The 23,423-nt window shown below is 68.4% G+C and carries 23 protein-coding genes and 1 tRNA gene; 9 read left to right on the top strand and 15 right to left on the bottom strand.

Features of this window, described 5'->3' with window-relative positions:
• Positions 1 to 2: 2 nt before the first annotated feature.
• Complete coding sequence (locus KQ304_RS11290; protein ID WP_259737180.1) at positions 3 to 260, bottom strand: hypothetical protein; 258 nt, start codon at positions 258 to 260, stop codon at positions 3 to 5.
• Positions 261 to 391: 131 nt separating this feature from the next.
• Between KQ304_RS11290 and KQ304_RS11285 the strand changes: the two genes are divergently transcribed.
• Positions 392 to 2,560: a glutamine synthetase III gene (locus KQ304_RS11285; protein ID WP_259737179.1), complete on the top strand. Its 2,169-nt coding sequence runs from the start codon at positions 392 to 394 to the stop codon at positions 2,558 to 2,560.
• On the opposite strand, the gene KQ304_RS11280 is transcribed toward KQ304_RS11285, so the two are convergent.
• Genes KQ304_RS11280 through KQ304_RS11265 form a run of 4 tightly spaced genes read right to left on the bottom strand, consistent with a single transcriptional unit; the run spans position 2,550 to position 12,199 of the window.
• A complete protein-coding gene (locus tag KQ304_RS11280; protein WP_259737178.1) occupies positions 2,550 to 4,253 on the bottom strand; it encodes an ATP-dependent RecD-like DNA helicase in 1,704 nt (567 codons plus the stop codon). The two genes, KQ304_RS11285 and KQ304_RS11280, sit on opposite strands and share 11 nt — an antisense overlap.
• Complete coding sequence (locus KQ304_RS11275) at positions 4,250 to 8,137, bottom strand: UvrD-helicase domain-containing protein (RefSeq protein ID WP_259737177.1); 3,888 nt, start codon at positions 8,135 to 8,137, stop codon at positions 4,250 to 4,252. Before KQ304_RS11275 ends, KQ304_RS11280 begins: the two co-directional genes overlap by 4 nt.
• Positions 8,134 to 11,508, bottom strand: a complete 3,375-nt coding sequence (locus KQ304_RS11270) for an exodeoxyribonuclease V subunit gamma (protein WP_259737176.1) — start codon at positions 11,506 to 11,508, stop codon at positions 8,134 to 8,136. The genes KQ304_RS11275 and KQ304_RS11270 overlap by 4 nt, the downstream gene beginning before the upstream one ends.
• A gap of 10 nt (positions 11,509 to 11,518) precedes the next feature.
• Positions 11,519 to 12,199: a metallophosphoesterase gene (locus tag KQ304_RS11265; protein ID WP_259737175.1), complete on the bottom strand. Its 681-nt coding sequence runs from the start codon at positions 12,197 to 12,199 to the stop codon at positions 11,519 to 11,521.
• Between the two features lie 102 nt (positions 12,200 to 12,301).
• Here KQ304_RS11265 and KQ304_RS11260 point away from each other — a divergent pair, with 102 nt between their 5' ends.
• Together KQ304_RS11260 and KQ304_RS11255 are read left to right on the top strand one after the other, a co-directional pair.
• A complete protein-coding gene (locus KQ304_RS11260; protein ID WP_259737174.1) occupies positions 12,302 to 12,643 on the top strand; it encodes a hypothetical protein in 342 nt (113 codons plus the stop codon).
• 136 nt (positions 12,644 to 12,779) lie between these two features.
• The gene (locus KQ304_RS11255; RefSeq protein ID WP_259737173.1) at positions 12,780 to 12,935 is read left to right on the top strand and encodes a hypothetical protein; all 156 of its coding nucleotides are present in this window, start codon (positions 12,780 to 12,782) and stop codon (positions 12,933 to 12,935) included.
• Between the two features lie 6 nt (positions 12,936 to 12,941).
• On the opposite strand, the gene KQ304_RS11250 is transcribed toward KQ304_RS11255, so the two are convergent.
• Both KQ304_RS11250 and KQ304_RS11245 read right to left on the bottom strand, forming a co-directional pair.
• Complete coding sequence (locus KQ304_RS11250; protein WP_259737172.1) at positions 12,942 to 13,280, bottom strand: MgPME-cyclase complex family protein; 339 nt, start codon at positions 13,278 to 13,280, stop codon at positions 12,942 to 12,944.
• The gene (locus KQ304_RS11245) at positions 13,277 to 14,026 is read right to left on the bottom strand and encodes a pyridoxine 5'-phosphate synthase (protein WP_259737171.1); all 750 of its coding nucleotides are present in this window, start codon (positions 14,024 to 14,026) and stop codon (positions 13,277 to 13,279) included. Before KQ304_RS11245 ends, KQ304_RS11250 begins: the two co-directional genes overlap by 4 nt.
• Positions 14,027 to 14,188: 162 nt before the next feature.
• Between KQ304_RS11245 and KQ304_RS11240 the strand changes: the two genes are divergently transcribed.
• The 4 genes from KQ304_RS11240 to grxD are packed head-to-tail and all read left to right on the top strand — an operon-like array spanning position 14,189 to position 16,188.
• Positions 14,189 to 14,959, top strand: a complete 771-nt coding sequence (locus KQ304_RS11240) for a 1-acyl-sn-glycerol-3-phosphate acyltransferase (protein WP_259737170.1) — start codon at positions 14,189 to 14,191, stop codon at positions 14,957 to 14,959.
• A gap of 28 nt (positions 14,960 to 14,987) precedes the next feature.
• On the top strand, positions 14,988 to 15,524 hold the full coding sequence (locus KQ304_RS11235; RefSeq protein WP_259737169.1) for a hypothetical protein: 537 nt from the start codon (positions 14,988 to 14,990) through the stop codon (positions 15,522 to 15,524).
• A 55-nt stretch (positions 15,525 to 15,579) separates the two neighbouring features.
• Entirely contained in the window at positions 15,580 to 15,822 is a 243-nt protein-coding gene (locus KQ304_RS11230; protein WP_259737168.1) for a BolA family protein, read from the top strand.
• A 42-nt stretch (positions 15,823 to 15,864) separates the two neighbouring features.
• Complete coding sequence (gene grxD / locus KQ304_RS11225) at positions 15,865 to 16,188, top strand: Grx4 family monothiol glutaredoxin (protein ID WP_259737167.1); 324 nt, start codon at positions 15,865 to 15,867, stop codon at positions 16,186 to 16,188.
• Positions 16,189 to 16,244: 56 nt separating this feature from the next.
• On the opposite strand, the gene KQ304_RS11220 is transcribed toward grxD, so the two are convergent.
• A complete protein-coding gene (locus tag KQ304_RS11220) occupies positions 16,245 to 16,511 on the bottom strand; it encodes a DUF6761 family protein (RefSeq protein WP_259737166.1) in 267 nt (88 codons plus the stop codon).
• 175 nt (positions 16,512 to 16,686) lie between these two features.
• On the opposite strand from KQ304_RS11220, the gene KQ304_RS11215 reads away from it, so the two are divergent.
• Positions 16,687 to 17,424 carry a response regulator transcription factor gene (locus tag KQ304_RS11215; RefSeq protein ID WP_259737209.1) on the top strand — a complete coding sequence of 246 codons (738 nt, stop codon included), beginning with the start codon at positions 16,687 to 16,689 and terminating at the stop codon, positions 17,422 to 17,424.
• Here KQ304_RS11215 and KQ304_RS11210 read toward each other — a convergent pair.
• The 7 genes from KQ304_RS11210 to KQ304_RS11180 all read right to left on the bottom strand — a co-directional run bounded on the left by KQ304_RS11210 (position 17,403) and on the right by KQ304_RS11180 (position 23,136).
• Positions 17,403 to 17,951 (bottom strand): hypothetical protein, encoded by a 549-nt coding sequence (locus tag KQ304_RS11210; protein ID WP_259737165.1) that lies wholly within the window; start codon positions 17,949 to 17,951, stop codon positions 17,403 to 17,405. The two genes, KQ304_RS11215 and KQ304_RS11210, sit on opposite strands and share 22 nt — an antisense overlap.
• A gap of 5 nt (positions 17,952 to 17,956) precedes the next feature.
• Positions 17,957 to 18,190, bottom strand: a complete 234-nt coding sequence (locus KQ304_RS11205) for a hypothetical protein (protein WP_259737164.1) — start codon at positions 18,188 to 18,190, stop codon at positions 17,957 to 17,959.
• Positions 18,191 to 18,270: 80 nt separating this feature from the next.
• On the bottom strand, positions 18,271 to 19,791 hold the full coding sequence (gene crtH, locus KQ304_RS11200) for a carotenoid isomerase (RefSeq protein WP_259737163.1): 1,521 nt from the start codon (positions 19,789 to 19,791) through the stop codon (positions 18,271 to 18,273).
• 73 nt (positions 19,792 to 19,864) lie between these two features.
• On the bottom strand, positions 19,865 to 20,932 hold the full coding sequence (locus tag KQ304_RS11195; RefSeq protein ID WP_259737162.1) for a choloylglycine hydrolase family protein: 1,068 nt from the start codon (positions 20,930 to 20,932) through the stop codon (positions 19,865 to 19,867).
• Positions 20,933 to 21,047: 115 nt separating this feature from the next.
• Entirely contained in the window at positions 21,048 to 22,424 is a 1,377-nt protein-coding gene (gene trmFO, locus KQ304_RS11190; RefSeq protein ID WP_259737161.1) for an FADH(2)-oxidizing methylenetetrahydrofolate--tRNA-(uracil(54)-C(5))-methyltransferase TrmFO, read from the bottom strand.
• Positions 22,424 to 22,546, bottom strand: coding sequence for a photosystem II protein Y (locus KQ304_RS11185; RefSeq protein ID WP_094555684.1), 123 nt, complete (start codon positions 22,544 to 22,546; stop codon positions 22,424 to 22,426). The genes trmFO and KQ304_RS11185 overlap by 1 nt, the downstream gene beginning before the upstream one ends.
• A gap of 86 nt (positions 22,547 to 22,632) precedes the next feature.
• A complete protein-coding gene (locus tag KQ304_RS11180) occupies positions 22,633 to 23,136 on the bottom strand; it encodes a gamma carbonic anhydrase family protein (RefSeq protein WP_259737160.1) in 504 nt (167 codons plus the stop codon).
• A gap of 119 nt (positions 23,137 to 23,255) precedes the next feature.
• Between KQ304_RS11180 and KQ304_RS11175 the strand changes: the two genes are divergently transcribed.
• A tRNA-Lys gene (locus tag KQ304_RS11175) sits at positions 23,256 to 23,327 on the top strand.
• Positions 23,328 to 23,423 lie beyond the last annotated feature (96 nt).

The following is a 23,423-nucleotide window of genomic DNA, read 5'->3' as shown; positions in this document are numbered from 1 at the left end:
GATCAGCCGAAGGCGGCAGGTTTCCAGGCCTGGGCCCTGGTCTGGCTGATTTCGGCGATTTTGTCGTGCGCGTGCAGGCGACGCTGAATCTGATTGCTGCATCCCTGCCAGGTGGGGGGTGTGGTGCTGGCGTCGAAGCAGGCTTCGCTGCGGTCATCCAGCATCCGGCCCAGTGTTGGCTCCCCTCCCTGGGGTCCCGGCAGCAACAGGTAGTAGCGGATCATGGGGACCGGGCTGGGAATGACACCAGTCTGTCCCATGGCCGCAGAGACGTCAGCGCGGCTGTGGTCTGGAGCCTGTGCTCACCATGCGGGCCTGACGCCTCTGTAACAACGGATTCACCTCAGGGGGTGGCGGCCTACTTGGATGTGTGCCAGACACATGGTCTTACATGCCCAGCCTCAAGCGCCTAGCTGCCATTCAGCGCACCCAGGAACGTCCGGCGGCGGTCACCGCCCCCATCGCCTCTCTTGATGAGATCTGGGCTGCAGACGTCTTCAACCTCTCGAAGATGAAATCGTCCTTGCCCAAGGACATCTTCAAGTCGGTTCAGAAGACCGTCAAGGAAGGCGGCAAACTCGACGTCACCGTCGCCAACGTGGTGGCCCAGGCGATGAAGGACTGGGCTGTGAGCCGCGGCGCTCTCTACTACGCCCACGTTTTCTATCCGCTCACCAACTCCACCGCCGAAAAACACGACGGTTTCATCTCCACCCAGAGCGATGGCTCCGCCATCTGTGAATTCACCGGCAAGGTGCTGGTGCAGGGTGAACCCGACGGCTCCTCCTTCCCCAACGGCGGCATCCGCACCACCTTTGAGGCACGCGGCTACACCGCCTGGGACATCACCAGCCCGGCCTTCCTGATGGCGACGCCCAACGGCGTCACCCTCTGCATCCCCACCGTCTTCGTGTCATGGACGGGCGAGGCCCTCGACAAGAAAACGCCGCTGCTGCGCTCCAATGCGGCCATGAACAAGCAGGCCCAGCGTCTGCTCAAGCTGCTGGGCAACACCGAAGTGGCCCCGGTGAACTCCAGCTGCGGCGCTGAGCAGGAGTATTTCCTGGTGGACAGTGCCTTCGTGAGCCTGCGCCCCGACCTGCTGCTCTCCGGCCGCACCCTTTTCGGTGCCCCGTCTCCCAAGGGTCAGCAATTCGACGATCACTACTTCGGTGCCATCCCCCAGCGGGTCCAGGTCTTCATGCAGGACGTGGAGCATCAGATGTACCGGCTGGGCATTCCCGCCAAGACCCGCCACAACGAAGTGGCACCCGGTCAGTTCGAGCTGGCCCCCTTCTTCGAGGCGGCCAACGTGGCCACCGACCACCAGCAGCTGACCATGACGCTGCTCAAGAACACGGCGCGCAAGCACGGCATGAACTGCCTGCTGCACGAGAAGCCCTTCGAGGGCATCAACGGCTCCGGCAAGCACGTGAACTGGTCGGTGGGCAATGCCACCCATGGCAACCTGCTGGATCCCGGCAGCAGCCCCGAGGAGAACATGCAGTTCCTGCTGTTCTGCGGAGCGGTGATCCGTGGTGTTCATCTCTACGGACCACTGCTGCGTGCCGTGGTGGCCACGGCGGGCAATGATCACCGCCTCGGTGCCAATGAAGCCCCTCCAGCGATCATCTCGGTGTACCTCGGCAGCCAGCTGGAGGAGGTGTACACGATGATCAAGAACGGCAACCTCGGCAGCACCGACCACGGCGGCCTGATGCAGCTGGGTGTCGACACCCTGCCGGAATTCCCCAAGGATCCCGGCGACCGCAACCGCACCTCACCCTTCGCCTTCACCGGCAACCGCTTCGAGTTCAGGGCGGTGGGCTCCAACCAGTCGGTGGCGGGTCCGCTGGTGGCCATGAACACGATGCTGGCTGATTCGCTTCAGTACATCTGCGACGAGATGGAGGCCAAGATGGCCTCCGGCGACAGCCTTGAAGCGGCCGCTGCGGCCGTGCTCAAGACGATCATGGAGCTGCATGGCAACGTCGTCTTCGGCGGCGACGGCTACTCCAGCAACTGGCACCAAATGGCTGTCAACGAGCGGGGTCTGGAGAACCTGCCCACCACGGCTGATGCCTTGATGGTGCTCGAGCGCGATTCCATCAAGGACCTGTTCGCCCGCACCGGAGTGCTCACCCCGGTGGAGCTGCAGAGCCGTTTCGAGGTCTATGCCGAGCAGTACGTGCTGGCGGTGGAAGTGGAGGCCAAGCTGGCCCTGCAGATCGCCCGCACCCAGGTCTACCCCGCGGTGATGGAGTATCTCGGCAACCTGGCCAATTCCCTGCGCTACCAGGAAGATCTGGGCCTTCCCCCCGATCGCGCCATGGCCGGCCGCATCGCCAGCCTCAACCAGGAGCTCCTGGCCAACTGCACAGCCTTGGAGTCAGCCCTGCCGAATCCTCCCCACGGACCTGTGGCCCACATGCGTCACTGCGCCGACACCCTGCTGCCGCTGATGCACAAGATCCGTGAGGCCGTCGATGGGCTTGAAACCCTGGTCGACGACAACACCTGGCCGCTGCCCACCTACCAGGAGATGCTGTTCATCCGCTGAACCTGAGCGTCTGGCTGCCCTTGGTTCCATCGGGCAGCCATCCCTGGCCTTGGGGAGTGATCAGCATCGCCTGCTGCCGGGCCCGGGTCAGGGCTGTGTAGAGGAGGCGCCGGTCCCAGCGGCCCTCTGCCTCCGGCATCAGTACCAGCACCTGCTGGTACTGGCTGCCCTGTGATTTATGGATCGTGATTGCGAAAGCCGCTTCTGCGGCGGCCATACGGCTGGGGTGGACCAGCCTGGTTTCCTCCCCGGCGACGCCGGGGTCCTGGCTTCCCCAGAACAGCAGCCGGCGCTGGCCGTCGGCGTCCACCACCACGCCCACATCGCCATTGGCGAGCCCCTGCTCCGGCAGGTTGCGCTGGCACAGCACCGGAGTGCCGGGGGGCCAGAACGCCGGTCCCCGGCCCCAGTCGTCGCCCAGCAGCCGCTGGTTCAGCGCCTCCACCCCCCAGCTCCCGCGACGGGTGGGGGCCAGCACCACGCAGTGCTCCAGCTCCTCCAGCAGCTCCCGGCTGCAGCCCTCAGGATCCACGCTCCAGCGGGTGGCCAGCTCAGCCAGTTGCCGCTGATGGGCCCTGAGCCGCTGCAGCAACTCGGCGGGTAGCCGGCCCGCCGGAGAACGCCACCAGCTGAGGTTGTCTGAGCTGCTCAGCTCGCTCAGGTGCTCCAGGAACCCGGGGGTGTCACCCCGCCGCAGGTGGCCCGCCGCCAGGGCCAGCGCCCCGTCATTGCGGTAAGTGGTGATCAGCTCGATCGCCGCATCCCCCAGGGCCTGGCGCCTGGCTGGGACCTGCAGTTCCTGCAGCACCGCCCCGGGGCCCACCGGGGCCAGTTGATCGGGATCGCCCACCAGCACGAGCTGGGCTTCGGCCGGCATGGCCTCCAGCAGGGCGGCCATCAGCGGCAGATCCAGCATTGACACCTCATCCACCACCAGCAGATCCAGGGCCAGGGGCCGATGGCGGTGGCGTCCGAAGCCGTCGCCGCGGCTTTCCAGCAGCCGGTGCAGGGTGGTGCAGGGGCTGGCCGCCAGCTGCGCGGCCAGCGGCGAAGGGAGGGTGGAGCCCCCGGCGGCGATGGCCTGGCGCAGGCGGGCGGCGGCCTTGCCGGTGGGTGCCGCCAGGTGCAGCCTCCAGCCGGGACGTTCCTCCAGCACCGCCGCCAGCATCTGCACGATCGTGCTGGTCTTGCCGGTGCCGGGTCCGCCCCCGAGCAGCACCAGGCCCTGGCTCAGCAGGGCCACCACCGCCGCCTGCTGGCGGCAATCCAGCCCGCCCCGCCCCTGGGCCCGCTCGGCGGCGGCCTGCCGGCGGGCGGCACTGAGGGGCGGCTGCACGCTGGCCTCGGCCCGCCGCTGCAGTTCGGTCATCGTGGCCTCCAGCTGCAGCAGCCAGCGCCGCCAGCCCAGACCCCGCTCGCTCAGCATCACGGGGGGTGGGGAATCGCAATCGCCACTGGGCGCCCAGCCGCAGCGCACCAGGGCCTGGCGGTGGCCCTCAGGCCAGTGCTCAACGCTGACGATGCCCTCGGGGGCAGGCCCCTCCAGGGGCAGATGCAATTCACCGCGTACCAGGGCCGCACTCAGGGCGCCGATCAGCTCGCTGAGCAACGGATCGCTTCCGATCCCGTAGAGCCTGGGCAGGGCTTCGGCCAGGGCGGGGCCCAGGGGAGTCAGGGGCGGCTGTGGGTTCATCGCTGGCCCTCCCGCAGCAGCGCATCGAGGGCCTCAAGCCGCTGCAGTGGGGCTGGCTCCACGAACATGCCGGGCACCGAAAGCTCCGCCATCGTCAGGCCGGCTGGTGGGTGGATCGCTCCGGGGACGCCCCGCAGAAACAGATAGATGTAGCCGCCGAGATCACGCTCGGGGCTATAGCCCGGCAGGCGCCAGCCCAGGTAGCGGTGCAGGGCCACCAGATAGAGGTGGGCCTGGAGCGGGTAGTGGTGGCTTTCCATCACGGCGGCCATCTGGGCGCGGCCGTAGTCGAGGGGGCCGCAGGCGATCGGCTGGCCCTGGGGATCGCGCTGGCCCAGCCAGTTGCTCTTCCAGTCGGCCACCCACCAGCGCTCGTGCCCGTCGGGTCCCGGCGCCATGAACACCAGATCGATCGAGCCGGTGAGGAAGCCGCGGCTGGCCACCGACAGCTCCGCCAGCCGCTGGGCGTAGTCCTCGCGGAAGCTGCCTTCGGGGTGGCCGCTGAACACCTCAGCCAAGCCCTGGGCCCGCACCAGGGCGTGCTGCGCTGAGCACTCCGTGCCCAGGGCCAGGGGCAGATCGAAGGGCATCTCGCGCAGCTGCCGCCGCGGATCCAGCTGGGCCAGGCCCAGCGCCCCCAGGGCCCCACCCATCGGCGTGTGCCGCAGCTGCTCCAGGAACTCCAGGGTGGCCGGGACGTGCTCCAGGTCGAGTCCGGAGCGCTCCAGCTCCCGCTCCACCAGCTCCCGATGCAGCGGGTCATGACCGCTCAGGCGGTGATCGACCCGCTCCAGGATGCGGTGCAGGGCATCTCCGGCGGCGGCGCCGCGGGGAAACAGCGCCAGGGGGCCGCTGCGCGGGGCCGTGGCCTCGGGCTGCCACTCCGTGCCGGCGGGGCCGTTGTGCTGAGGGCCTGGACGGACCGGGTTCTCCCCATCGCTGGCCCTGCGATCAAGGCCATCGGTTTCGCGGCCTTCCTCGATCGCCTCCGGCGCCAGGGGGGCCGCGTGGGCCCCCTGGGTCCAGCTGGAATAGCTGCTGCGCCCCCAGCCTGAGAACAGCGACCAGCGGGGCACCGGTCCGGTGCCCAGGTCTCCGGCCGCCGCCGGCGCCTGCCAGCGCCGCGCGGCCGGCTGCTCGGGATCACCGCTGATCAGGGTGATCGGCAGGGAGCGCCGCTGGATCTCTGCGTCCAGATGCTCCAGCCAGTCGCGATCGGAGCGATCGCTGCAGGTCTCGTCGCCGGCCTCGAGCGCAGCCAGGGGCTCGTCGCTGAACAGCCAGGGCAGCAGGGGATTGCTGGTCTGGCCCTGGGCTGGGGCGTAACCGAGCACCAGCAGCTCCCTGGCCCGGGTGAGGGCCACGTAGGCCAGCCGTTCCCGCTCCGCCGCCAGGGCGGCCTGCTCCTGCTCCGCCGCCTCCTGAGCCAGACCCCAGCGCGGATCGAGATGCACATCCAGCTGGGGCCCGCTGGCCTTGGTCGGGCTCCAGCGGCGCCCGAGGCTCCTGCCCCTCCGGCGGGTGGGGCTGCCCACCCCCTGCCAGAAGTAGGGGCAGATCACCACGGGGAATTCCAGGCCCTTGCTGCGGTGCACCGTCACCACTCCCACCGCTGAGCTGACCGCATCGCTGTGGGGCTGCTGATGGTCCGGCACGGTTTCGGGCGGATGCAGCCGCCGTCGTCGCAACCAGTCGGCGGCGGCGGCCGCCCCGAGCCGCTGCTGATGCAGCCGCTCCTGCACCAGCTCGGCGCACTGCTGCAGATCGGCCAGCCAGCGGCCGTGCAGGGAGAGCCGAGCCAGCTCCTCACTGCGCAGCAGCCGTCCCAGGGTGGCCAGCAGACCATCGTTGGGGAGCCGCTCTGCCAGGCGGGCCAACTGGCCGGAGAGGCGATCCCAGTCGTGGCTGCCGGCGGTCGCCAAGCGTTGCGGGCTCCAGCCCAGCAGGGGGGAGGCGGCCAGCAGCCGCAGGCGGTCGCCGCTGCCGGGCTCCGCCAGGGCATCGAGCAAGCGCTGCAGCAGGACTGCTCCTTCGCCGGCGAACACATCCCCCTGGCTGAGCAGGCGGCTGGGGATTCCCCGGCGCTCCAGGGCCGCGCGCAGATCTTCGGCTTGCTGGTGTCGGTCCACCAGCAGGCAGAGGTCGGAGGGTTGCAGCGGCCGGCTCGTCTGCCCAGCGCCCATGCGCCATCCCCGCAGCAGCAGATCCAGCACCAGGGCCGCCACCCGATCCCCCACCCGAGCCTCCAGCTCGCTGCGGCTGGGGAGTTCATCAGCGCCGCCGCTCTTGTCTCCCAGCCAGAGCAGTTGCAGGGGGTGCTGATCCGCCGGCAGCAGCAGGGGCTCGCCCCCATCCGCTCGGGCGGGCCGCAGCGGGGTTACCGGCAGCTGTGAGCGCGGCAGGCCCGGGGCCATCAGCTGGTTGAGAGCCTCCAGCAGCGCCGGTGAGGAGCGGAAGTTGCGTGCCAGCCGGTGGTTGGCGCTGGCGGCCCGGCTGGCGGCTCTGTAGGTGTCGAGATCGCCGCCGCGGAAGCGGTAGATCGCCTGCTTGGGATCACCCACCAGCACCAGCAGTTGGCGCGGCTGGGCTCCAGGCGGCGCGAAGGCCCGCTGCAGGATGCGCCACTGCAGGGGATCGGTGTCCTGGAACTCATCGATCAGCGCTGCCCCGTAGCGCTGGGAGAGGGCCTCGATCAGTGCCGCCCGCTGGCTGCCAGCACTGCCGGGATCGAGGCCAGTGAGCAGGTCGCCGAAGCTCATCCGCCCCCCCCGCTGCCGCCGTCGTGCCAGCTCCAGGCGGGCCCAGTGGCAGAAATGGCTGAGCAGCGTTTCGGCCGGACCGTCCACCAGTGCCGCCGCCGCCGCCAGCAGCTGGGGCTGGGGCAGCTGCGGCCGTGGGCCCTCCAGGGCGGCCAAGGCCTGGCTGATGGGCCCCGGGTGGAAGTAGTCGGGAATCCAGCTGGTTTTGTCGTTCAGCAGCTCGGCGTAGGAGCCCGGGCGGGGCTGCGCCTGCAGCCAGGCACCCAGCAATTGGACGCGTTTGTGCCGGGGGTTGGCGCTGTACGGCGCCTTGCTCTTGAGGCCGGCCTGCTTGCGCTCCGCCGCTGCAGCGCAGATCGCCTGCTCCAGGGCTTCCCCCTGCTGCTCAAAGAGGGCCTCGAAGCGATTCCAGTCGGCGGCCCATTGCTCGAGCCACTGGGGGGCGAGGGGCCGCTCAGGATCCCAGTGCGGCGGCAGCTCCGGGCTGGCCAGGGTCGGATCCCCCTCCAGGGCGGCCAGCAGACTCTGCAGCGCCTCGATCTGGACCCCCCGGCTGATCAGTCCACGCAGGGCATGGGCCGGCAGGGCCAGCACCTGCTGCTGCCAGTAGTCGTGCACCACCTGTTCCTGCAGCAGCGCCCCGTCGTTCTCCAGCTCCACCTCCGGTGCCAGGCCGGCTTCCAGGGCCTGGCGTTGCAGGCTGCGGTGGCAGAACCCGTGGATCGTGGTGATGTCGGCGGCATCGAGCTCTTCGAGGGCCAGCAGCAGCTGGGCGCGCACTCGCTCGTGGTGCTCGGTGGGGAGGCTCCCCAGCCACTCCCGCAGTTCCTGATCCAGACCTTCCTGGCCCGCGGGATCAGGGCTCTGCAGCAGCTGCTGGGCCTGCTGCAGGCGCTGGCCGATCCGGTCCCGCAGTTCGGCGGCGGCGGCTTTGGTGAAGGTGACCACCAGCAAGGCCCCCAGTGACAACTGCCGCTCGCCCACGAGCCGCAGTACCAGGTGGGCGAGGGTGAAGGTCTTGCCGGTACCGGCACTGGCCTCGATCAGGTGTACCCCAGGGTCGAGGGACAAGCCGTTGGCCGCCAGCTCCGCCGCCACCGGCGCCTGGGCTCGGGCGCTGTTCATGGCTTCAGCTGCTGCTTCAGCAGCGGTTCATGCAGGGCCATGGCCAGGGACTCGAACGGTCCGAACTCGCCCTGGAGGAGCGAGTCCGCCGGGCAGTCGCGGCCGAAGCAGAGGGCCATCGCGTCCTGCTGCCGTTCGCCCTCGCTCCAGGGGGGCGTCCCTTCCCAGCACTGCAGCGCCTTGGCGGAGCCGCTGCCGGGGCGGCTGTGCTCGGCCCGGGCGTAGGCCCAGCCGGTTTCCGGTGGCACCGGCCAGCAGCACTGGTGATGGCTGTGGCGCCAACTGAGCAGCTGCTCCAGCAGCTCGGCCGCGGCTTGCGCCTCCAGGGCCTGCAGGCGCTGCACCACTACGAAACGATCCTGGTCGCGGGCGATCAGCACGGCCTGGCGCGGAGCCTGGCCACTGGCGCAGGCCAGCAGCAGGCGCAGCCAGAGATCGAGCTGGTGGGGCGGGCGGGCCCGGGCGGTGTGCACCAGCACCAGCTGATCCTGGCGCCATTCGAGCTCCGCCTCCAGGCTCACGCCCAGCGGCTGGTTCGGCCGCTCCTGCAGGTCTTGCCACTGATGCCGCCGCCGGCTGGCTTCCCCCAGCTGCTCCAGCAGCAGCTGCAATGACGACCAGCGCTGGCTGAGGGCCTCGCCCTCCAGCTCCCCCGCCGTCAGGGGAGGGGCCAGGCCGCGGCCCCGCCACAGCCGCAGCCAGTTGGGAGGGGCGGGGTCATCACTGCCGCTGGCGAGCTGATCGCGCAGCAGCCGTGAGCGGCGCAGCTCATCGAGGCTGAGGGCTTCGAGGTCCTCCACAGGATCGGCCCACTCCCGCGGCCGCAGCCCCAGCTGCTGCAGCCAGCTCTCCTGGGGCGCCATCAGCCAGCGGCGCAGGTCTTCAAAAGCATCAACCCCTGGATCCGGCCGGGGCCCAGTGCTGCCGCCGGGGGCGGCCGCCGGCTCGGGCGACTGGCGTAGGGCCAGGGGTTGCAGCGGCTGGGCAGCCATGGACGGATCTTCGAGGCGCTGGCGGGCCTGGCGCAGGCGCTGGTCGCAGCTGGAGGGGGGCCTCAGGCCCGACGGCAGAAAATTGCGGCGATCGAGCGGATTCACGGCGTGATCCACCACCAGTCCCTCGAAGCCCTCGGCTCCCAGCTCGGCCCGCAGCTGATCCAGCCACTGGCGCACCGGCGCCGGCGGTGGCAGGGGGTCCCCCCGGCGCTCGTCGCGGCTGCTCCAGCTGATCAGCAGGTGATCGCGGGCCGAGAGCAGCGCCTCCAGCAGCACATAGCGGTCCTGGTCGGCGGGATTGGGGTCACCCAGCAGGCGCTGGTGCTCCATCGGATGGAAGCTGGGCCGCTGACGACGGCGCGGGAACACCTCCGCATCGAGGCCCATCAGCACGATCACCCGGTAGGGGATGGCCCGCATCGGCTCCAGGGCGCTGATCGTCAGGGCGCCGCTGCGGTGGCCGAAGCGGCCGCTGTCGGCGCTCAGCCGCTCCTGCAGCACCGCCGCCACCACCGTGGCCGGGATCGTCAGCTGGCAGCCGGCGGCGCCGGTGGTCCACTCGGCGATGGCCTGATGGATCGTTGCCAGCTCCCAGGCCCGCTCGCCGCCGTCGCCGAAGAGCTCCTCCAGCAGCGCCCTGAGGCAGGGCCCCCACTCCTCGGCGCGGCGGCTGCGGCGCAGCTCGGTGATCGCCCGCCGCAGTCGGCTGAGCAACAGGATCCAGCGGCCCTGGCTCTCGGGCGTGCCGGCCAGCGGGTGGGGGGCGCAGTCGCCGATGGCCAGGCCTGGTTCATTCGGGAGCACCAGGCCCAGCAGCAGTCGATCGATCGCCCAGCTCAGGCTGTGCTGCTCGGCGCCGGCCCGCTCACCACCCCCACCCCGCTCAGCCCCGTCCAGGCCCCAGCGGAAGCCACAGGCCTGCAGCGCCCGGGTGATGGCGGCGGCCTCCCGGGGCTCCAGCTGATGGTGCTCCTGCAGGGCGGCGCCCTCCAGCAGGCCCTCCAGGCCCGAGGCGGTCAGTCGCTCCCCCGCCAGGCGCAGCAGCTGCAGCAGCGACTGGGCGATGCCGGCGTCATCGAGCTGGCTGCGGTCGGTGAGCCGCCAGGGCAGCTCCACCCCCGTGGCCTCGCTGTCGGAGAAGACCGAGGCCAGCAGCGGCGCCAGCTGATCCACCTGGGGAGTCATCACCAGGATGTGGCGCGGCTCGAGGCTGGGGTCAGCGGCCAGCAGCTGCAGCAGGCGATCACGCACGATCTGCACCTGGCGCAGCCCACCGGGACAGGGGTGGAACTCCAGGGAGTGGTCGTTGATGGAGCGTTGCAGGGGAGCGGCGTCCGAGGGCTGGGCCAGGTGCTCCTGGAGCTGCTCCAGCAGGCTGGGCCGGCGGCCGGAGACGGCCGCCGCTGTGGCCGGCAGCAGGAACAGATCCAGCTCCTGGGAACTGCCCAGCTGCGACTCGCCGGTGCCCTCCAGCAGCTGCTGGAATTCGCCCCCGAGGCGACCGAAGCGGGCCTCCAGTCCTGGGGTCTGCAGCAACCAATCGAGGCCGAAGGGCTGCTCCAGGGCCAGGGCATCCTGGAGCTCACGGCGGCGCTCCACGCAGCGCTGCCAGAGGTCGGCGCAGGGGGTGAGCAGATACATGTCGACGGGCAGCACCAGGGCCAGGGCCTGGAGCAGCTGCACCTGCACCGGCGGCGCGCTGCTGAGGCCGAACAGGCGCAGGGGGGAGGGGATCCCCTCGGCGCTGATCTGGCCCTGGCGCAGGCGCTCGATCAAGTCCAGGGTCCTGAGCCCGAAGGGTTTCCGCCCCAGCCGCTCCCGCAGGCGCTGAACCAGCAGGGGCTGCCAGGCCAGCGACTCCGGCAGGGGATGGCCACGACTGTCGCCACAGCCGCCCTGCCACCAGGCCGCAGCCAGGGCGGGCCGGTAAAGGCTGAGGTCATCGAGGCCATCGGCGATGGCCCGGGCCAGCTGCCAGAGGGTCTCATCCAGCTCACCGCTGTTGTTGCGCTGCTCCAGCCAGCGGCGCAGTGGCGCCGCTTCCGGGGCTTCCACCAGCTGGGGCAGCAACTCCAGCACCGGCCAGACCAGGTCGCCCGCCCGCCAGGGATCGCCGCTGACCTCGGGGCCCTCGGCGCTCTCGCCCAGGAGTTGTTCGACGATGGCGCGCAGCTGGCTGCCGGGAAAGGGGAAGCGGATGTTGGCGGCGATGCCGCCCAGCTCCAGGGCCAACTGCTCCCCCAGCCAGCGGCTGGTGGGCCAGGTGTTCACCACCACCGACACCGTCTCGAACGGGTCTGGGGGGACCAGACGCAGGTGCTGGCCCAGCAGCTGGGCCAGCAGATCGGCCCGGTTGCTGCGATACACCGTCAGCATCGGCTCGTCGTCAGGGGGAGCCGGCCGCCGATTGGACAGTGCGGCGGCGCCCCGGGGCCGGCAGCTGGGAGCCGATGCTGCGCAGGCCCGGCACGCTGATCCCCTCGCCGGTTTCAGGGCAGTAGGCACTGAGCCGACCGCCGTAGCAGGCACCGGTGTCGATCTTGACGATGCCGTTGGCACTGCGCTCCACCCGGACCACGGGGGTGTGGCCGATGATCACGTCTCCGAATCTGCCGTCGTACTTCTTCCAGAAGGGCTGGCGGATCGAGAGGTGGGGCAGCCAGGTGCCGGGATCGAAGCCGGCATGGGTGGCCACCCAGCCCTGGCCCCAGTGGGCCAGGGGAAGGCTCTCCAGCCGCTCCCGCCAGAGGCGGCACTGACGACTGCCCAGCTGCCGGTAGGTGTCGCAACCCGCCAGGGCCTGGTGGCTGGAGCCGCGTTGCTTGCTGAGGGCCTTGAGCAGGTTCTGCTCGTGGTTGCCCCGTAACCAGCTGGCTCGCCCCTGTGCCACCAGATCCCAGGCCAGGATCATCGAGCGCTCGATCTGCGGGCCTCGGTTGATCAGATCGCCGCAGAAGATCAGGCGGTCGCTGGGGGGCAATCGGCTGATCAGATCCTGAAGAGCGGTGGCGCAGCCATGGACGTCACCGATCACCCAGTGACGGGGGGACTGCGGTGGAGACGCCATGCAAGGGATGCGCCGGAGTTGAAGTGCGCTCCCTCCAGTGTGACCTCTGATCCCAACTTCTGTCAGCAACTGGTACGGTCCAGACCATGCCGCTGGGGTCCGATGAATCCTGCTTCTCTGCCGGTGTCCCAGAAAGTGCAGGCTCTGGTGAAGGCTCTGAACGGAGCGAAACGCACCAACGAGGCCCTGGCTCGCTGCCGAGACGGTGACGAGATGATTGAGGTGCTGGTGGACGCCTCCCGCAAGCTGGGCCTGGGGCTCAGCCGCCAGGATCTGCTCAGGACCCCGCCGATCCGAGACTGGATCTGGTGGAAGAACAAAGAGGCGCTGCTCACCATCGGCGACAACCTTCCCCGCTACCAGCAGGACGGGGGCCAGGGCCGTGCCCCCAAAACCGGTGGGGCTGAGCCGGAACCCCGTCGCCGCTTCCTTGGCCTGTTCTGAGCGGGTGTGGCTCCCGGTTTGAGCTGATCACTTCAGGATTTCAAGAGCTCAAGGAAATCATCGGATTTGAGTCCGGTTTGTGTGGGGGTGAGCTGACACGATGGATTGATCAGCACGTCAGCAGCTCAACACCTTGATGACCACGGATCTCCACTGGCAAAAAAATGGAGAGCTGCATCCCGACGATCTTGCGCGTCTGAGGGAGCGGCTTCTCGCCGATGCCGCTCTCAATCCGATGCAGATCCAGCTGCTGGATGGCTGGGTGATCAACAAGCAGAAGCAGCTGGCCTGAGGCCGCTCAGATCGCCTGTTGGGCCAGGGGATCTTCAATGCTGGAGCTGGGGGCCTGGAAGCTGCCCTTGGCCACGAATTCCAGTCGTAGCTTGAGAAATTCGATGAACTTGGGGTCGGTGGAAACCACGGCCGCCGCAGGGCTAGGCACGGTGGTGGCCAGCGCTGAGAGCTCGGGTGCACTCAGGAAGGCGGGCCGCTTGAGCAGCCAGAAATCAATCTCCTTGCCCACTTCGCCGTAGTTGCGCACCCGCTCGCGCAGCACCTCCTCCAGGGGTTCCTCCACCGTCAGGAATTGCTCACTGGCGGCGATGAAGTGATAGGTGGTGGCTGGGGAGGCGCTCATGGGGTGCTGCCGCTGAACAGGGGGTCGCGACGGGGATTCTGAATCAGAGCGCGCATCTCCCTGACGGCGCTCTGCAACCCCACTGCCAGGGCCCGAGCCACGATCGTGTGGCCGATGTTCAGCTCCTCCATGCCCTCGATCGCGGCGATCGGCTCCACGTTCTGATACGTGAGCCCATGGCCGGCGTTGACCCGCAGGCCCAGGGAGCGGGCCACGAAACTGCCCTCTTCCAGCCGCGCCAGTTGTCGCGGCTGCTCAGCCCAGGCGGCCTCGGCGTAGGCGCCGGTGTGCAGCTCCACCCAGCGGGCGCCGCTGGCCTGGCAGGCCTCCAGCTGATGGCCGTCGGGATCCACAAACAGGCTCACGGGAATGGCTGAAGCCTGCAGGCGGCTCACCAGGGCCTGGAGGCTGCCGAGCTGGCTCACCACATCCAGGCCGCCTTCGGTGGTCACCTCCTGACGCTGTTCCGGCACCAGGGTCACCATGTCCGGGCGAATCCGCAGGGCGATGGCCTCCATTTCAGGGGTGGCGGCCATCTCCAGGTTGAGGCGGCTGCGCACCGTGGCTCGCAGCAACTCCACGTCGCGCTCCTGGATGTGGCGCCGGTCTTCGCGCAGGTGCACGGTGATGCCATCGGCGCCGCCCAGCTCCGCCAGCAGGGCCAGGGTGACTGGATCCGGTTCCAGGGCCCGGCGAGCCTGACGCACGTTGGCGATGTGATCGATGTTCACGCCAAGGCTGGCCATGGCTCGCTCTGGGGCTTGATGAGTCTTTAATCCTATGGATCGGTCCTGAGGCTTCAGGGGCCCCGGCGGGGGCTGGCTCGACCGCAGAGGCAACTGCCCGTGGCCCGAAACGAAGCAGGGCGGCGCCCTCTAACTTGCAGCGATTGGTGACAGCGGCTTCAGGTGACGGCCGAGACGACGGAAGTGATCGAGGGACCAGCGAAGACCGAGCCCAGGCGCCCTGATCCGAAGCGCGGCTCCAGCCTGGTGGCCCGGGAGAGCAGCGTCTGCCGGGGCATCAGTCCGTTGCTGTCGCCGCTGGCGATGCTGGTGACCCAGGACATCGCCCTGCAGGGATTCTTCAGCTCGATTGAGGTGCTGGGATCCGAGCACCTGCCCCTGGAGGGTCCGGTGCTGCTGGCCCCCACCCATCGGGCTCGCTGGGATGCGCTGCTGCTGCCCCATGCCGCCGGCCGCCGGGTCAGTGGCCGCGATTGCCGCTTCATGGTGACCGTCACGGAGATGAGGGGACTGCAGGGCTGGTTCCTTGATCGCCTGGGCTGCTTCCCGATTGATCAGGGCCGGCCGGGCACCAGCTCCCTGCGCTACGCCGTTGATCTGCTGGCCGCCTCGCAGCAGTTGGTCGTGTTTCCCGAAGGTCAGATCCGCCGCCAGGACGAAGCGATCCGCCTGCACCAGGGCCTGGGGCGGCTGGCGGTGCTGGCCGCCAGCCAGGGGGTGGACGTGCGGGTCGTTCCGGTGGGACTCGGCTACAGCCATGCCCCCCCGCGCTGCCGGGGCCGGGCCGCGCTGGCTTTTGCTCCTGCCTTGAGGGTGGGAGGAGAAGGCGGTCGCGCCGCGGTTCGCGCCCTCAATGAGCGGCTGGCACTGGCGATGCAATCAGCTGAGGAAGCGGCCCGCGTTGCCGTGGGCCGTCCCTTCGGTTCCCCGTAGAGTCCCACCGACATTCGGTGTTGACTCCGTGCGCAGGCCCCACGTTGCCCTCGGGCTTGTCCTGGCGGCAGCTCTGCTCCCCCTCGCCCCGGCCCTTCCCGTCCAGGCCCAGGGTGAGCCCCCGAAGGTGCTCGAGGGTCCCACGGGCACCTTCAACCTCCAGGCCGTCAAGGATCTGCTCAGCCGCGGGGATGCGGCCGTGGCCCGGGGTGATCTGGCCTCTGCCCGCAAGGACTACGACCAGGCCCGAGATGCCAGCCTGCGTCTGCTGGGTTTCTACCGCGACCTGAGCGGCTCCTTCCGGGGCCTCGATGCGCGCATCCCCCGCGAGATGGACCAGAAGGGCCGGGAGTCGCTGGAGCTGCTCGCCCAGTCGAACCTGCGCCTGGCGGCCCTGCTGCGTCGCCAGAACCAGCCGGAGGTGGCTGTGCCCCTGTTGGTGGAAGTGGTGAAGGTGATGACCCCCACCCGTGAGGAGGGGCGCCGCGCCTATCAGACCCTGGTGGAACTGGGCTTCGTCACCATCCCCTACACCGGCGGCGGTGACGTCCCGGCCACCCCGTAAGGCAGGCCAGCGCTCTGGCTTCTAGATTCGCGTTTGTGCGGATGGATTCCTGGTCATGGTGCAATCGGAGCAGGTGAAAGAAGCGATCTGCGCCAGCCTCCCCGATGCCGAGGTGGAGGTGGAGGATCTCACCGGTGGTGGCGATCACCTTCAGGTGAAAGTGGTCTCTACCGCCTTCGCCGGTCTCTCGAGGATCAAGCAGCACCAGCTGGTGTATGCCGCCCTGCGCCGGGAGCTGGCCAGCGAGGCCATCCATGCCCTCGCCCTGCAGACCACCACACCCTTAAGCGTGGGCTGATCCGCCCCCCTCATTCTTCCAACTTTTTCACCCCTGGCATCCATGGACAGCGCCGTCAAGCAACGCATCGACAGCCTCCTGAGCAGCAGCCCGATCGTGGTGTTCATGAAGGGCTCGAAGCTGATGCCCCAGTGCGGGTTCTCCAACAATGTGGTTCAGATCCTCAACTCCCTGGGCCTGCCATTTGAAACCTTCGATGTGCTCTCTGATCCTGAAGTGCGTCAGGGCATCAAAGAGTATTCGGAATGGCCCACCATCCCCCAGGTGTATGTGAACGGTGAGTTCATCGGTGGCTCAGATATCCTGATCGAGATGTACAACTCCGGAGAGCTGCGCGAAACGCTTTCGGTGGCTCTGGCCAGCTGAAGATCCCAGCAAGCGGCAGTTCCATCGCCTTCCGGGGCCCATCGATCGGTGGGCCTTCAATGGCGACTGGCTTCAAACAGGGTGCTGATGTTGCCGTCGGGGCCGATGAAGCTGGAGGGATCCATGATCCAGCGCTCGATCAGGTCTTCGAGGCGGCGCTGATCCAGCGGTTGCAGCACTGAACCGCGGCGCAGGGCATGCAGATAGCCATCCGCGTAGAGCCTGAGTTCGGAGGGGCTGTGGTAACGGCTGGCCAGATCCTGGCAGGCGTCACAGAGCGACTGAAAGTGACGAATGGAGTCGGGATTCTGCAGCGCGGTCATTGGGGCACAGGCTGTCTGGACGGGGGTGGCATCGATGGATACCGACTGCTCCCGGGGTGTATCGGGTAGCCTAGGGACTCACCCGTGGCCGCGTGTGGAGCTCACACCAACGCCTGATTCCAGAGATCCCACGCCCGTCAAGCTGACGCTGGAACCCCGTTCCGGTGGTGCTGCGATGTTGAAGCGGGTGCTGGTGGTTGATCCCCATCCCACCTTGCGCACGGTGCTGGCCCAGCGGCTGCGTCAGGATGGCTATCTGGCGGCGGCTGTGGCCACGGCGGCCGAAGCCCTGCAGCTCTGCGACGACCAGACTCCCGATCTGCTGGTGAGCGCTGAACTGCTCGAAGAGAGTTCAGCCCTGCGCCTGGCGGCCCATCTGCGCTCGCCGGTGATGGTGCTCACGGCCCGCAGCGGCGCGGATCCGGTGGTGACCCTGCTGGATGCCGGTGCCGACGACGTGCTGCGCAAACCCTTCGGCCTCGAGGAGCTGGCGGCCCGCTGCCGCAGCCTGTTGCGCCGCAGTGGCACCGGCCTGCAGGAGCGGGTCTGCGTTGGACCGCTGGAGGTGCATCTGCTGCTGCGTCAGGTCACCCTGCGCGATCAACCGGTGGAGCTGAGTCCGCGGGAATTTGCCCTGCTCTGTGCCCTGCTGATGCCGCCGGGCATGGTCCGCAGCCGTCAGGAGCTGCTGCGCATGGCCTGGCCCCCCTTCAGTGGCGGTCCCCGCTCCGTTGACACCCAGGTGCTCACCCTGCGCCGCAAGCTGGAGCTGGCCGGCCTTGGCGAAGGTGGCGGCATCGAAACCGTGCGCCAGCAGGGCTATCGCTTCAGCCTTGAAACCCTCCCTGAAGCGCCTGAGCCTTCGCTCAGTCCGGCCGGCAGCGTGCGGTCTCAGGCCGCCAGTAGCAACTGAGCCGCCAGTTCCCCCAGCAGCATGGCCCCAGTAAGACCCGCCAGGGCCCAGTAGGTCCAGGGGGGTGAGATGCGGCCCACAGCTGAGAGGTCGAGGCCACTGGTGCGTTGCACCTGCAGCAGGAAGGCTGGGAAGCGGGCCACCCGCTGGGGCAATAGCAGCCGGCGGCCATCCTGGGCCCGCAGGTAATAGACCCGTCCACCCTGGCTGGTGCCGACGCTGGTGACATCCTCCAGCTGCTGCCAGGGCAGCTGCCAGCCCCGGCGCAGCAGCCAGGCGCACCAGCGGGGATGGCCCACCGTGATGCCCTCCTGATCCAGCCTCACCCGCTCGCTGAGCAGGGCGGCCACCAGCACCAGTCCCAGCGGCAGGGCGGCCGTGAGCCAGGGCCTCAGGCTGGGGGTGGCCAGCAGCGGCAGGGGCAACACCAGGGCCAGATACAACCCCAGCAGGGTGAAGCGAATCAGCGGAGCCACCGGGTAGGTCTGGGGCTGATCCGGTGGGGCTCCTGGTGGGTTCGAGGCCATGGCGCTCAGCTGTGGCCGAACAGTTCGGCTTCACGGCCGCGCCAGAAGCTGCCCAGCCGCATCAGATCGCTGTGGGCATCCTGCACCCGGCGCAGGTATTCGTCGGCACCCATGGAATCCTTCTCCTCTTTGAGCCGACTCAGGCGCAGTTGCAGCATCAGCCAGGGCTTGGTGAGGGCGTCGTTCTGCTCCAGGTAGCGGGCGAGATCCTCGTGGTTGGGAGCGGGAGCGGAGCCCATGGGGAGAGAACCATCAAAAGGGAGCTCAGCCTATGGAGCGGGAACGATGGGCGCGAGCCTGGCCTGGCCGTGATGGCCGCTCACTCAGGCAGCGCCCAGGGGTTGAGGCCCAGGTCGGCGCCGACGCGGTGGGCGCAGGCGAACCCGCTGAAGGCCACTGCATTGAGCCCCTGGCCGGGGAAGCAGGAATCACCCACCAGATAGAGGCCGGGGATGCCGCTGCGGTTGAAGGGCATCGGCAGCAGCCCCGGCAGGCGCAGGGCCGGCACCGGTCCGTAGCTGCCTTGGTGGCGGCCGAGGAAACGGCGGTGACTGCGGGGGGTGCCCACCTCCCGATGGCTGATGGCGGCCCCCAGGCCCGGCAGGATCGCCTCCAGGCGCTGGATCAGCCGATCCGCTGCCGCTTGCTTCTCGGCGCGGTAGTCGCCAGGGGAGAGCCCCTGCCAGGCCTCCAGGCTGGAGGGGGTGAAGGCATGGACGATGTGCTTTCCCTGCGGCGCCAGGGCCGGATCCAGCAGGGTGGGGATCGAGACGAAGATCGTGCCCTGTTCCGCCTCCATGGCGCTCCACTCCTCCAGCACGAGGTGGTGACAGTGGCTGCCGGCGGGAATCACCTCAGCCTTCACCCCAAGATGCAGGGAGAGGAACGAGGGCGAAGCCTTGTAGCGCCGCCGCCAGGTGTGCTCGGCGGCCGGCACCTGGGCCTCCTTCACCAGACCCCCGAAGGTGTCCCAGCGGGTGGCGTTGGAGATCACCCGCCGGGCCCGGATCGTTTCACCGCCCGCCAGCTCCACCCCCACGGCCTTGCCGTCCTCGATCAGCACGCGGGTGACGCGGGAGCGGTAGCGGATCGCGCCGCCATGGTGCTCAAGGCCCTGCACCAGGTGGCGGGCAATCGAGCCCACACCGCCGCGGGGGTAGTTGATCCCACCGGCATGGCGGTCGGAGAAGACCATGCCGGCATTGATCATCGGCGTGCGATCCGCCGGCATCACCGACCAGCAGAAGCACTCCACGTCGATGAACTTCAGCAGCGCCGGATCCTTGATGTGCCGGCGGGCCACATCGCCCACATTCACCGGCAGCCAGCGGGCGAGGCCAAGGCAGGCCAGCGGCGCCCGCACGAACACCTTCGCCAGGTAGGCCGGATCCTCCAGCGAGAGCAGCGGCATCGCATCGAGGCAGCGGAACACGCTCCAGCAGGCGTCGTAGAAGCGGCGGATGCCGCTGGCCTCGTGGGGAAACAGGGCCGAGAGCCGCTGGATGAAGCTGTCGTAGTCGCGATCCACCGCCACGTTCAGCCCACCGGGCAGGTGGTAGTCAAGCTGGGCCGGATCGGGGATGGTCTCCTGGCGTTCGCCCACATCCGCCAGGGCGCGGGTGAGCAGGTTGGTGTGCCCCTTCTCGCCGAAGCCGAAGATCATCGAGGCACCCACATCGAAGGTGTAGCCCTGCCGCTCGAAGCTGCCGCCGCTGCCGCCCGGAATCAAATAGCGCTCCAGCACCAGCACCCGGGCGCCCTTGGCCGCCAACTGGGTGGCCGTCACCAGGCCGCCGATGCCGGAGCCGATCACCACGGCGTCCCAGGCCAGACTTTCCACCGTTCACCTGAAGCCGTTGGGCGCGACCCTAGGACCGGGCCCAGCGTTGGTGCCCGCCCGCTCAGCGCCGCCCTCAGTTCACGCGAACCTCCAGTGTGGGACTGACGGCATCCGGCTGCTGGGGTCCCATCGGCAGCAGCTTCAGCTGACCATTGGCGGCATCGAGGGCCTGACGCAGGCTCAGGGTTTTGACCTGCTGATCACCAAAGGTTTTCCAGTTGAAGGTGAGATCTCTGAGGTTGGAAACAGATGTCCAGGTGGTGAAATCGGGATTCGATTCTGCAGTGCCAGCAGGTGGTTGGGCTGCTCCCAGCGGGATGTCGAAGTTGTTGAGGATGTGAAACAAGCTGGACACCGCTGCTCTGGAGTTTGGTGTCTGCTTGGCATTGTGAGTGAGGAACACCATCCGAACGAAGCGGGAAGGCGGGCTGAAATCACCGGGCAGTCCAAAGCCACCGGCACCCATACCGAAGGGGGTCAGTTTGGTCTGGCCCGCACCGGGTGCCCCGAGTGTCAGTGGCGCCGGGTAGGCGCTGCTGGTCGTCAGATAGTTGGTGAGATTGGTGATGTGCCAGGGGAAGGTGGGGGAATTGGTCAGGACCCGAGAGGGATTGTCGTGCACAAGCAGACGACCCTCGCGGGGTTCGATCACGATGCTCTTGCCGCTGGCATCCTGCACCTTGAAATGCACATCGGGGACCTCACCCAGCAAGCTGATCACCTGGGCGGTGACATCGACATTGTTGAGACCGGCTCTGACCTCCTCCACCGTGGCGAAGTTGGCCAGCAGCCAAGTGCCCAGCTGGGCCGGTGCCAGGGTCCGGGCTGGCCTTGCTTTGGCATCAGTTGTGTACTGGGCAAAGCCAGGGAAATAAAACAGGCCAACATTCAGCCCCTTCTCGTTGAGACCATCGAGGATCATGTCGGAGTATTGAGCTACTGTTGCTCCCACGAATCCGTGGCGTGAGCGATAGCTCAATCCCTGGCCGCGATTGCTGGATCCGACGAACTTGCTGCCGGCTGGCCACACGGCAATCTGGGAGTCGAGCGGTTTGCCGAACTCGAGCGTGCGCCCCACAACCACGCTTCCGTCAGCGGCCGTCAGTGCTCCCCCGGTGCAGGCTTTGGCCAGTTGCCCCATGCTCAGGGAGAGCAGTGCCGTGCCCGAGAGTGCAACTACGAAAGTGGATTGAAGGCTGATCATAGAGATTTGGTGGCGAAATCAAAGCCTAAGTGAAAAGCCACAGGCCTCAATATCAGGCCATCTGCAATCGGCGTTGCTGTTGTGACTCCAGCTCAGATTGGGTGCAGAAGGGCCTGAGATCAGCCAGGGCCCGGTCGCGGTAGGCGCCATAGCGGGCCCGCTTCTCGCGCACCCGCACGCTGAGCTCGGGCATCAGGCCGAAGTTGGGGGGCATCGGCTGGAACCTGGCGCTGGGGGCCTCGGCGATGAAATGGGTGAGGGCGCCGATCATGGTGGTGGGTGGCAGGGCGATCGGGCTCTGGCCATGGGCGAGGCGGGCGGCGTTGGTGCCCGCCAGCCAGCCGCCGGCCACCGCAGCGGCATAGCCCTCGGTGCCGGTGATCTGTCCGGCTGCCAGCAGGGTGGGCCGCTGCCGGAACTGCAGGGTGGGATCCAGCAGCTGGGGAGATTCAAGGAAGGTGTTGCGGTGCATCACCCCGAAGCGCACGAACTCGGCGTTTTCCAGGCCTGGAATCAGCCGCAGCACCCGTTTCTGTTCGCCCCACTTCAGGTTGGTCTGGAAGCCCACCAGGTTCCAGAGGCGACCGTCGCGGTCTTCCTGACGCAGCTGCACCACGGCATGGGCCCGCTTGGCGCGACGCAGCTCGCGGTCGTGGAGGTCGCCCCAGCGTGGATCCCAGAGGCCGATCGGTTTGAGCGGGCCGTAGCGCATGGTTTCCTCGCCACGGCGGGCCAGCTCTTCGATCGGCAGGCAGCCCTCGAAGAAGCTGGCGCTCTCCTGCTCGAAATCCTTGAGTTCGGCCTGCTCGGCCTCCAGCAGGGCCTGCCGGAACCGCTCGTACTGCTCCCGGTCCATCGGGCAGTTGATGTAGTCGGCATCGCCCTTGTCGTAGCGGCTGGCGCGGAAGGCCACCTCCAGATCGATGCTCTCGCCCGCCACGATCGGGCTGGCGGCGTCGAAGAAATGACAGTCGCCGCGGCCGGTGAAACGGCGCAGATCCTCGGCCAGGTCATCGCTGGTGAGCGGGCCGGTGGCCAGCACGGTGATCTCTTCCGGCCCCGGCAGCTGCAACTGCTCGGCACGCTCCACCTGGATCAGGGGATGGGTTTCAAGGATGCGGGTGAGATCGGCACTGAAGCGACCGCGATCCACAGCCAGTGCACCACCGGCTGGAACGGCGTGGCCGTCGGCGGTGCCGATCACCAGTGAACCCAGCTGGCGCAATTCCTCCTGCAGCAATCCAGCGGCCCGATCACTGGAGAGGGCACCGAAGCTGTTGCTGCACACCAGCTCAGCGAATTCGGCGCTGTGGTGGGCGGGGGAGCGCCGCACGGGGCGCATCTCCACCAGCCGCACCGGCAGGCCCGCCTGGGCGATCTGCCAGGCCGCTTCAGTGCCGGCGAGGCCGGCACCGATCACCAGCACCATCAGGCGCGGGAACGCTTGAGCATCAGTTGCAGCTGACCGACAGCCGCACGGCCGATGTTGAACACAGCCCAGGCCACGGCCAGCAGGATCGGGGCGGTAACCAGCAGCAGCCGTGCGTCCATCGTCAGGGAGTCTTGGTATCCAGATCTTACGGACCGCAGCCGCCGCTCCCGAAGGGCAGCTGGGCTGTTGATCCAAATCGCAGCAATCAGGCGGCGCGACCGGCATGGACGGCGGCCAGCTGGCTGTAGCGCAGGGCGTGCTGGAACTGCTCGGCGGCCTCCTCTGCGCTCAGGCTGCGCCGGGCCTGTGCCGGGATGCCCGCCACCAGGGTGCGAGGGGGCACATCGCGGGTCACCACCGCCCCAGCGGCCACCAAAGCCCCCTCACCGACCCGCACCCCATTGAGAACGATGGCGCCGATGCCGATCAGGCAGCCGTCACCCAGGGTGGCGCCATGGACCACGGCCCGATGGCCGATGGTCACCCCCTCGCCGATCAGCACCGGCTGGCCGGGATCGCCGTGCAGCACGGCGCCGTCCTGGACGTTGCTGTTGGCCCCGATGCGGATGCTGCAGAGGTCGCCCCGGGCGACTGCCATCGGCCAGAGGCTTGCGCCGGCGCCGAGGCTCACATCGCCGATCACCACCGCCGAGGGGGACACCCAGGCCTCGGGGTGAACGCTGGGTTCGGGCCAGGGTGCGGAGGACATGGCGGCGTGGGGGCAACCGGGGGATCAGCGCCCCCTGATGACCCGACCATGCTCCCTTGGAGGAGGTGCCCCCTGGGTGATACGTTCCAAGGGTGTCCGCAAGGGCAGCCCATCAGGGCGGGTCGCTAGCTCAGCGGTAGAGCACTCGGCTTTTAACCGATTGGTCCTGAGTTCGAATCTCAGGCGACCCATTCAGTCAGGCGACCCATTCAGTTGCCAGCTTTTTTTCGGATCAAACTGCTTGCGCGGCTGGGAACTTGGCCAAGAGCCAGGCTCAGCCGAAAGTT

Origin of the sequence: Synechococcus sp. CS-1329 (assembly GCF_025128055.1) — a bacterium.
GTDB lineage: Bacteria > Cyanobacteriota > Cyanobacteriia > PCC-6307 > Cyanobiaceae > Regnicoccus_A.
Note: the sequence above shows the minus strand (reverse complement) of the source record. Positions and strands in the feature narration are given on the sequence as shown.

Excerpts from the sequence above, each read along its gene's own strand:
- KQ304_RS11290 (WP_259737180.1), bottom strand. The coding sequence starts at position 260 with ATGGGACAGACTGGTGTCATTCCCAGCCCGGTCCCCATGATCCGCTAC.
- KQ304_RS11285 (WP_259737179.1), top strand. The coding sequence starts at position 392 with ATGCCCAGCCTCAAGCGCCTAGCTGCCATTCAGCGCACCCAGGAACGT.
- KQ304_RS11280 (WP_259737178.1), bottom strand. The coding sequence starts at position 4,253 with ATGAACCCACAGCCGCCCCTGACTCCCCTGGGCCCCGCCCTGGCCGAA.
- KQ304_RS11275 (WP_259737177.1), bottom strand. The coding sequence starts at position 8,137 with ATGAACAGCGCCCGAGCCCAGGCGCCGGTGGCGGCGGAGCTGGCGGCC.
- KQ304_RS11270 (WP_259737176.1), bottom strand. The coding sequence starts at position 11,508 with ATGCTGACGGTGTATCGCAGCAACCGGGCCGATCTGCTGGCCCAGCTG.
- KQ304_RS11265 (WP_259737175.1), bottom strand. The coding sequence starts at position 12,199 with ATGGCGTCTCCACCGCAGTCCCCCCGTCACTGGGTGATCGGTGACGTC.
- KQ304_RS11260 (WP_259737174.1), top strand. The coding sequence starts at position 12,302 with ATGAATCCTGCTTCTCTGCCGGTGTCCCAGAAAGTGCAGGCTCTGGTG.
- KQ304_RS11255 (WP_259737173.1), top strand. The coding sequence starts at position 12,780 with ATGACCACGGATCTCCACTGGCAAAAAAATGGAGAGCTGCATCCCGAC.
- KQ304_RS11250 (WP_259737172.1), bottom strand. The coding sequence starts at position 13,280 with ATGAGCGCCTCCCCAGCCACCACCTATCACTTCATCGCCGCCAGTGAG.
- KQ304_RS11245 (WP_259737171.1), bottom strand. The coding sequence starts at position 14,026 with ATGGCCAGCCTTGGCGTGAACATCGATCACATCGCCAACGTGCGTCAG.
- KQ304_RS11230 (WP_259737168.1), top strand. The coding sequence starts at position 15,580 with ATGGTGCAATCGGAGCAGGTGAAAGAAGCGATCTGCGCCAGCCTCCCC.
- grxD (WP_259737167.1), top strand. The coding sequence starts at position 15,865 with ATGGACAGCGCCGTCAAGCAACGCATCGACAGCCTCCTGAGCAGCAGC.
- KQ304_RS11220 (WP_259737166.1), bottom strand. The coding sequence starts at position 16,511 with ATGACCGCGCTGCAGAATCCCGACTCCATTCGTCACTTTCAGTCGCTC.
- KQ304_RS11215 (WP_259737209.1), top strand. The coding sequence starts at position 16,687 with ATGTTGAAGCGGGTGCTGGTGGTTGATCCCCATCCCACCTTGCGCACG.
- KQ304_RS11210 (WP_259737165.1), bottom strand. The coding sequence starts at position 17,951 with ATGGCCTCGAACCCACCAGGAGCCCCACCGGATCAGCCCCAGACCTAC.
- KQ304_RS11205 (WP_259737164.1), bottom strand. The coding sequence starts at position 18,190 with ATGGGCTCCGCTCCCGCTCCCAACCACGAGGATCTCGCCCGCTACCTG.
- KQ304_RS11195 (WP_259737162.1), bottom strand. The coding sequence starts at position 20,932 with ATGGGGCAACTGGCCAAAGCCTGCACCGGGGGAGCACTGACGGCCGCT.
- trmFO (WP_259737161.1), bottom strand. The coding sequence starts at position 22,424 with ATGGTGCTGGTGATCGGTGCCGGCCTCGCCGGCACTGAAGCGGCCTGG.
- KQ304_RS11185 (WP_094555684.1), bottom strand. The coding sequence starts at position 22,546 with ATGGACGCACGGCTGCTGCTGGTTACCGCCCCGATCCTGCTGGCCGTG.
- KQ304_RS11180 (WP_259737160.1), bottom strand. The coding sequence starts at position 23,136 with ATGTCCTCCGCACCCTGGCCCGAACCCAGCGTTCACCCCGAGGCCTGG.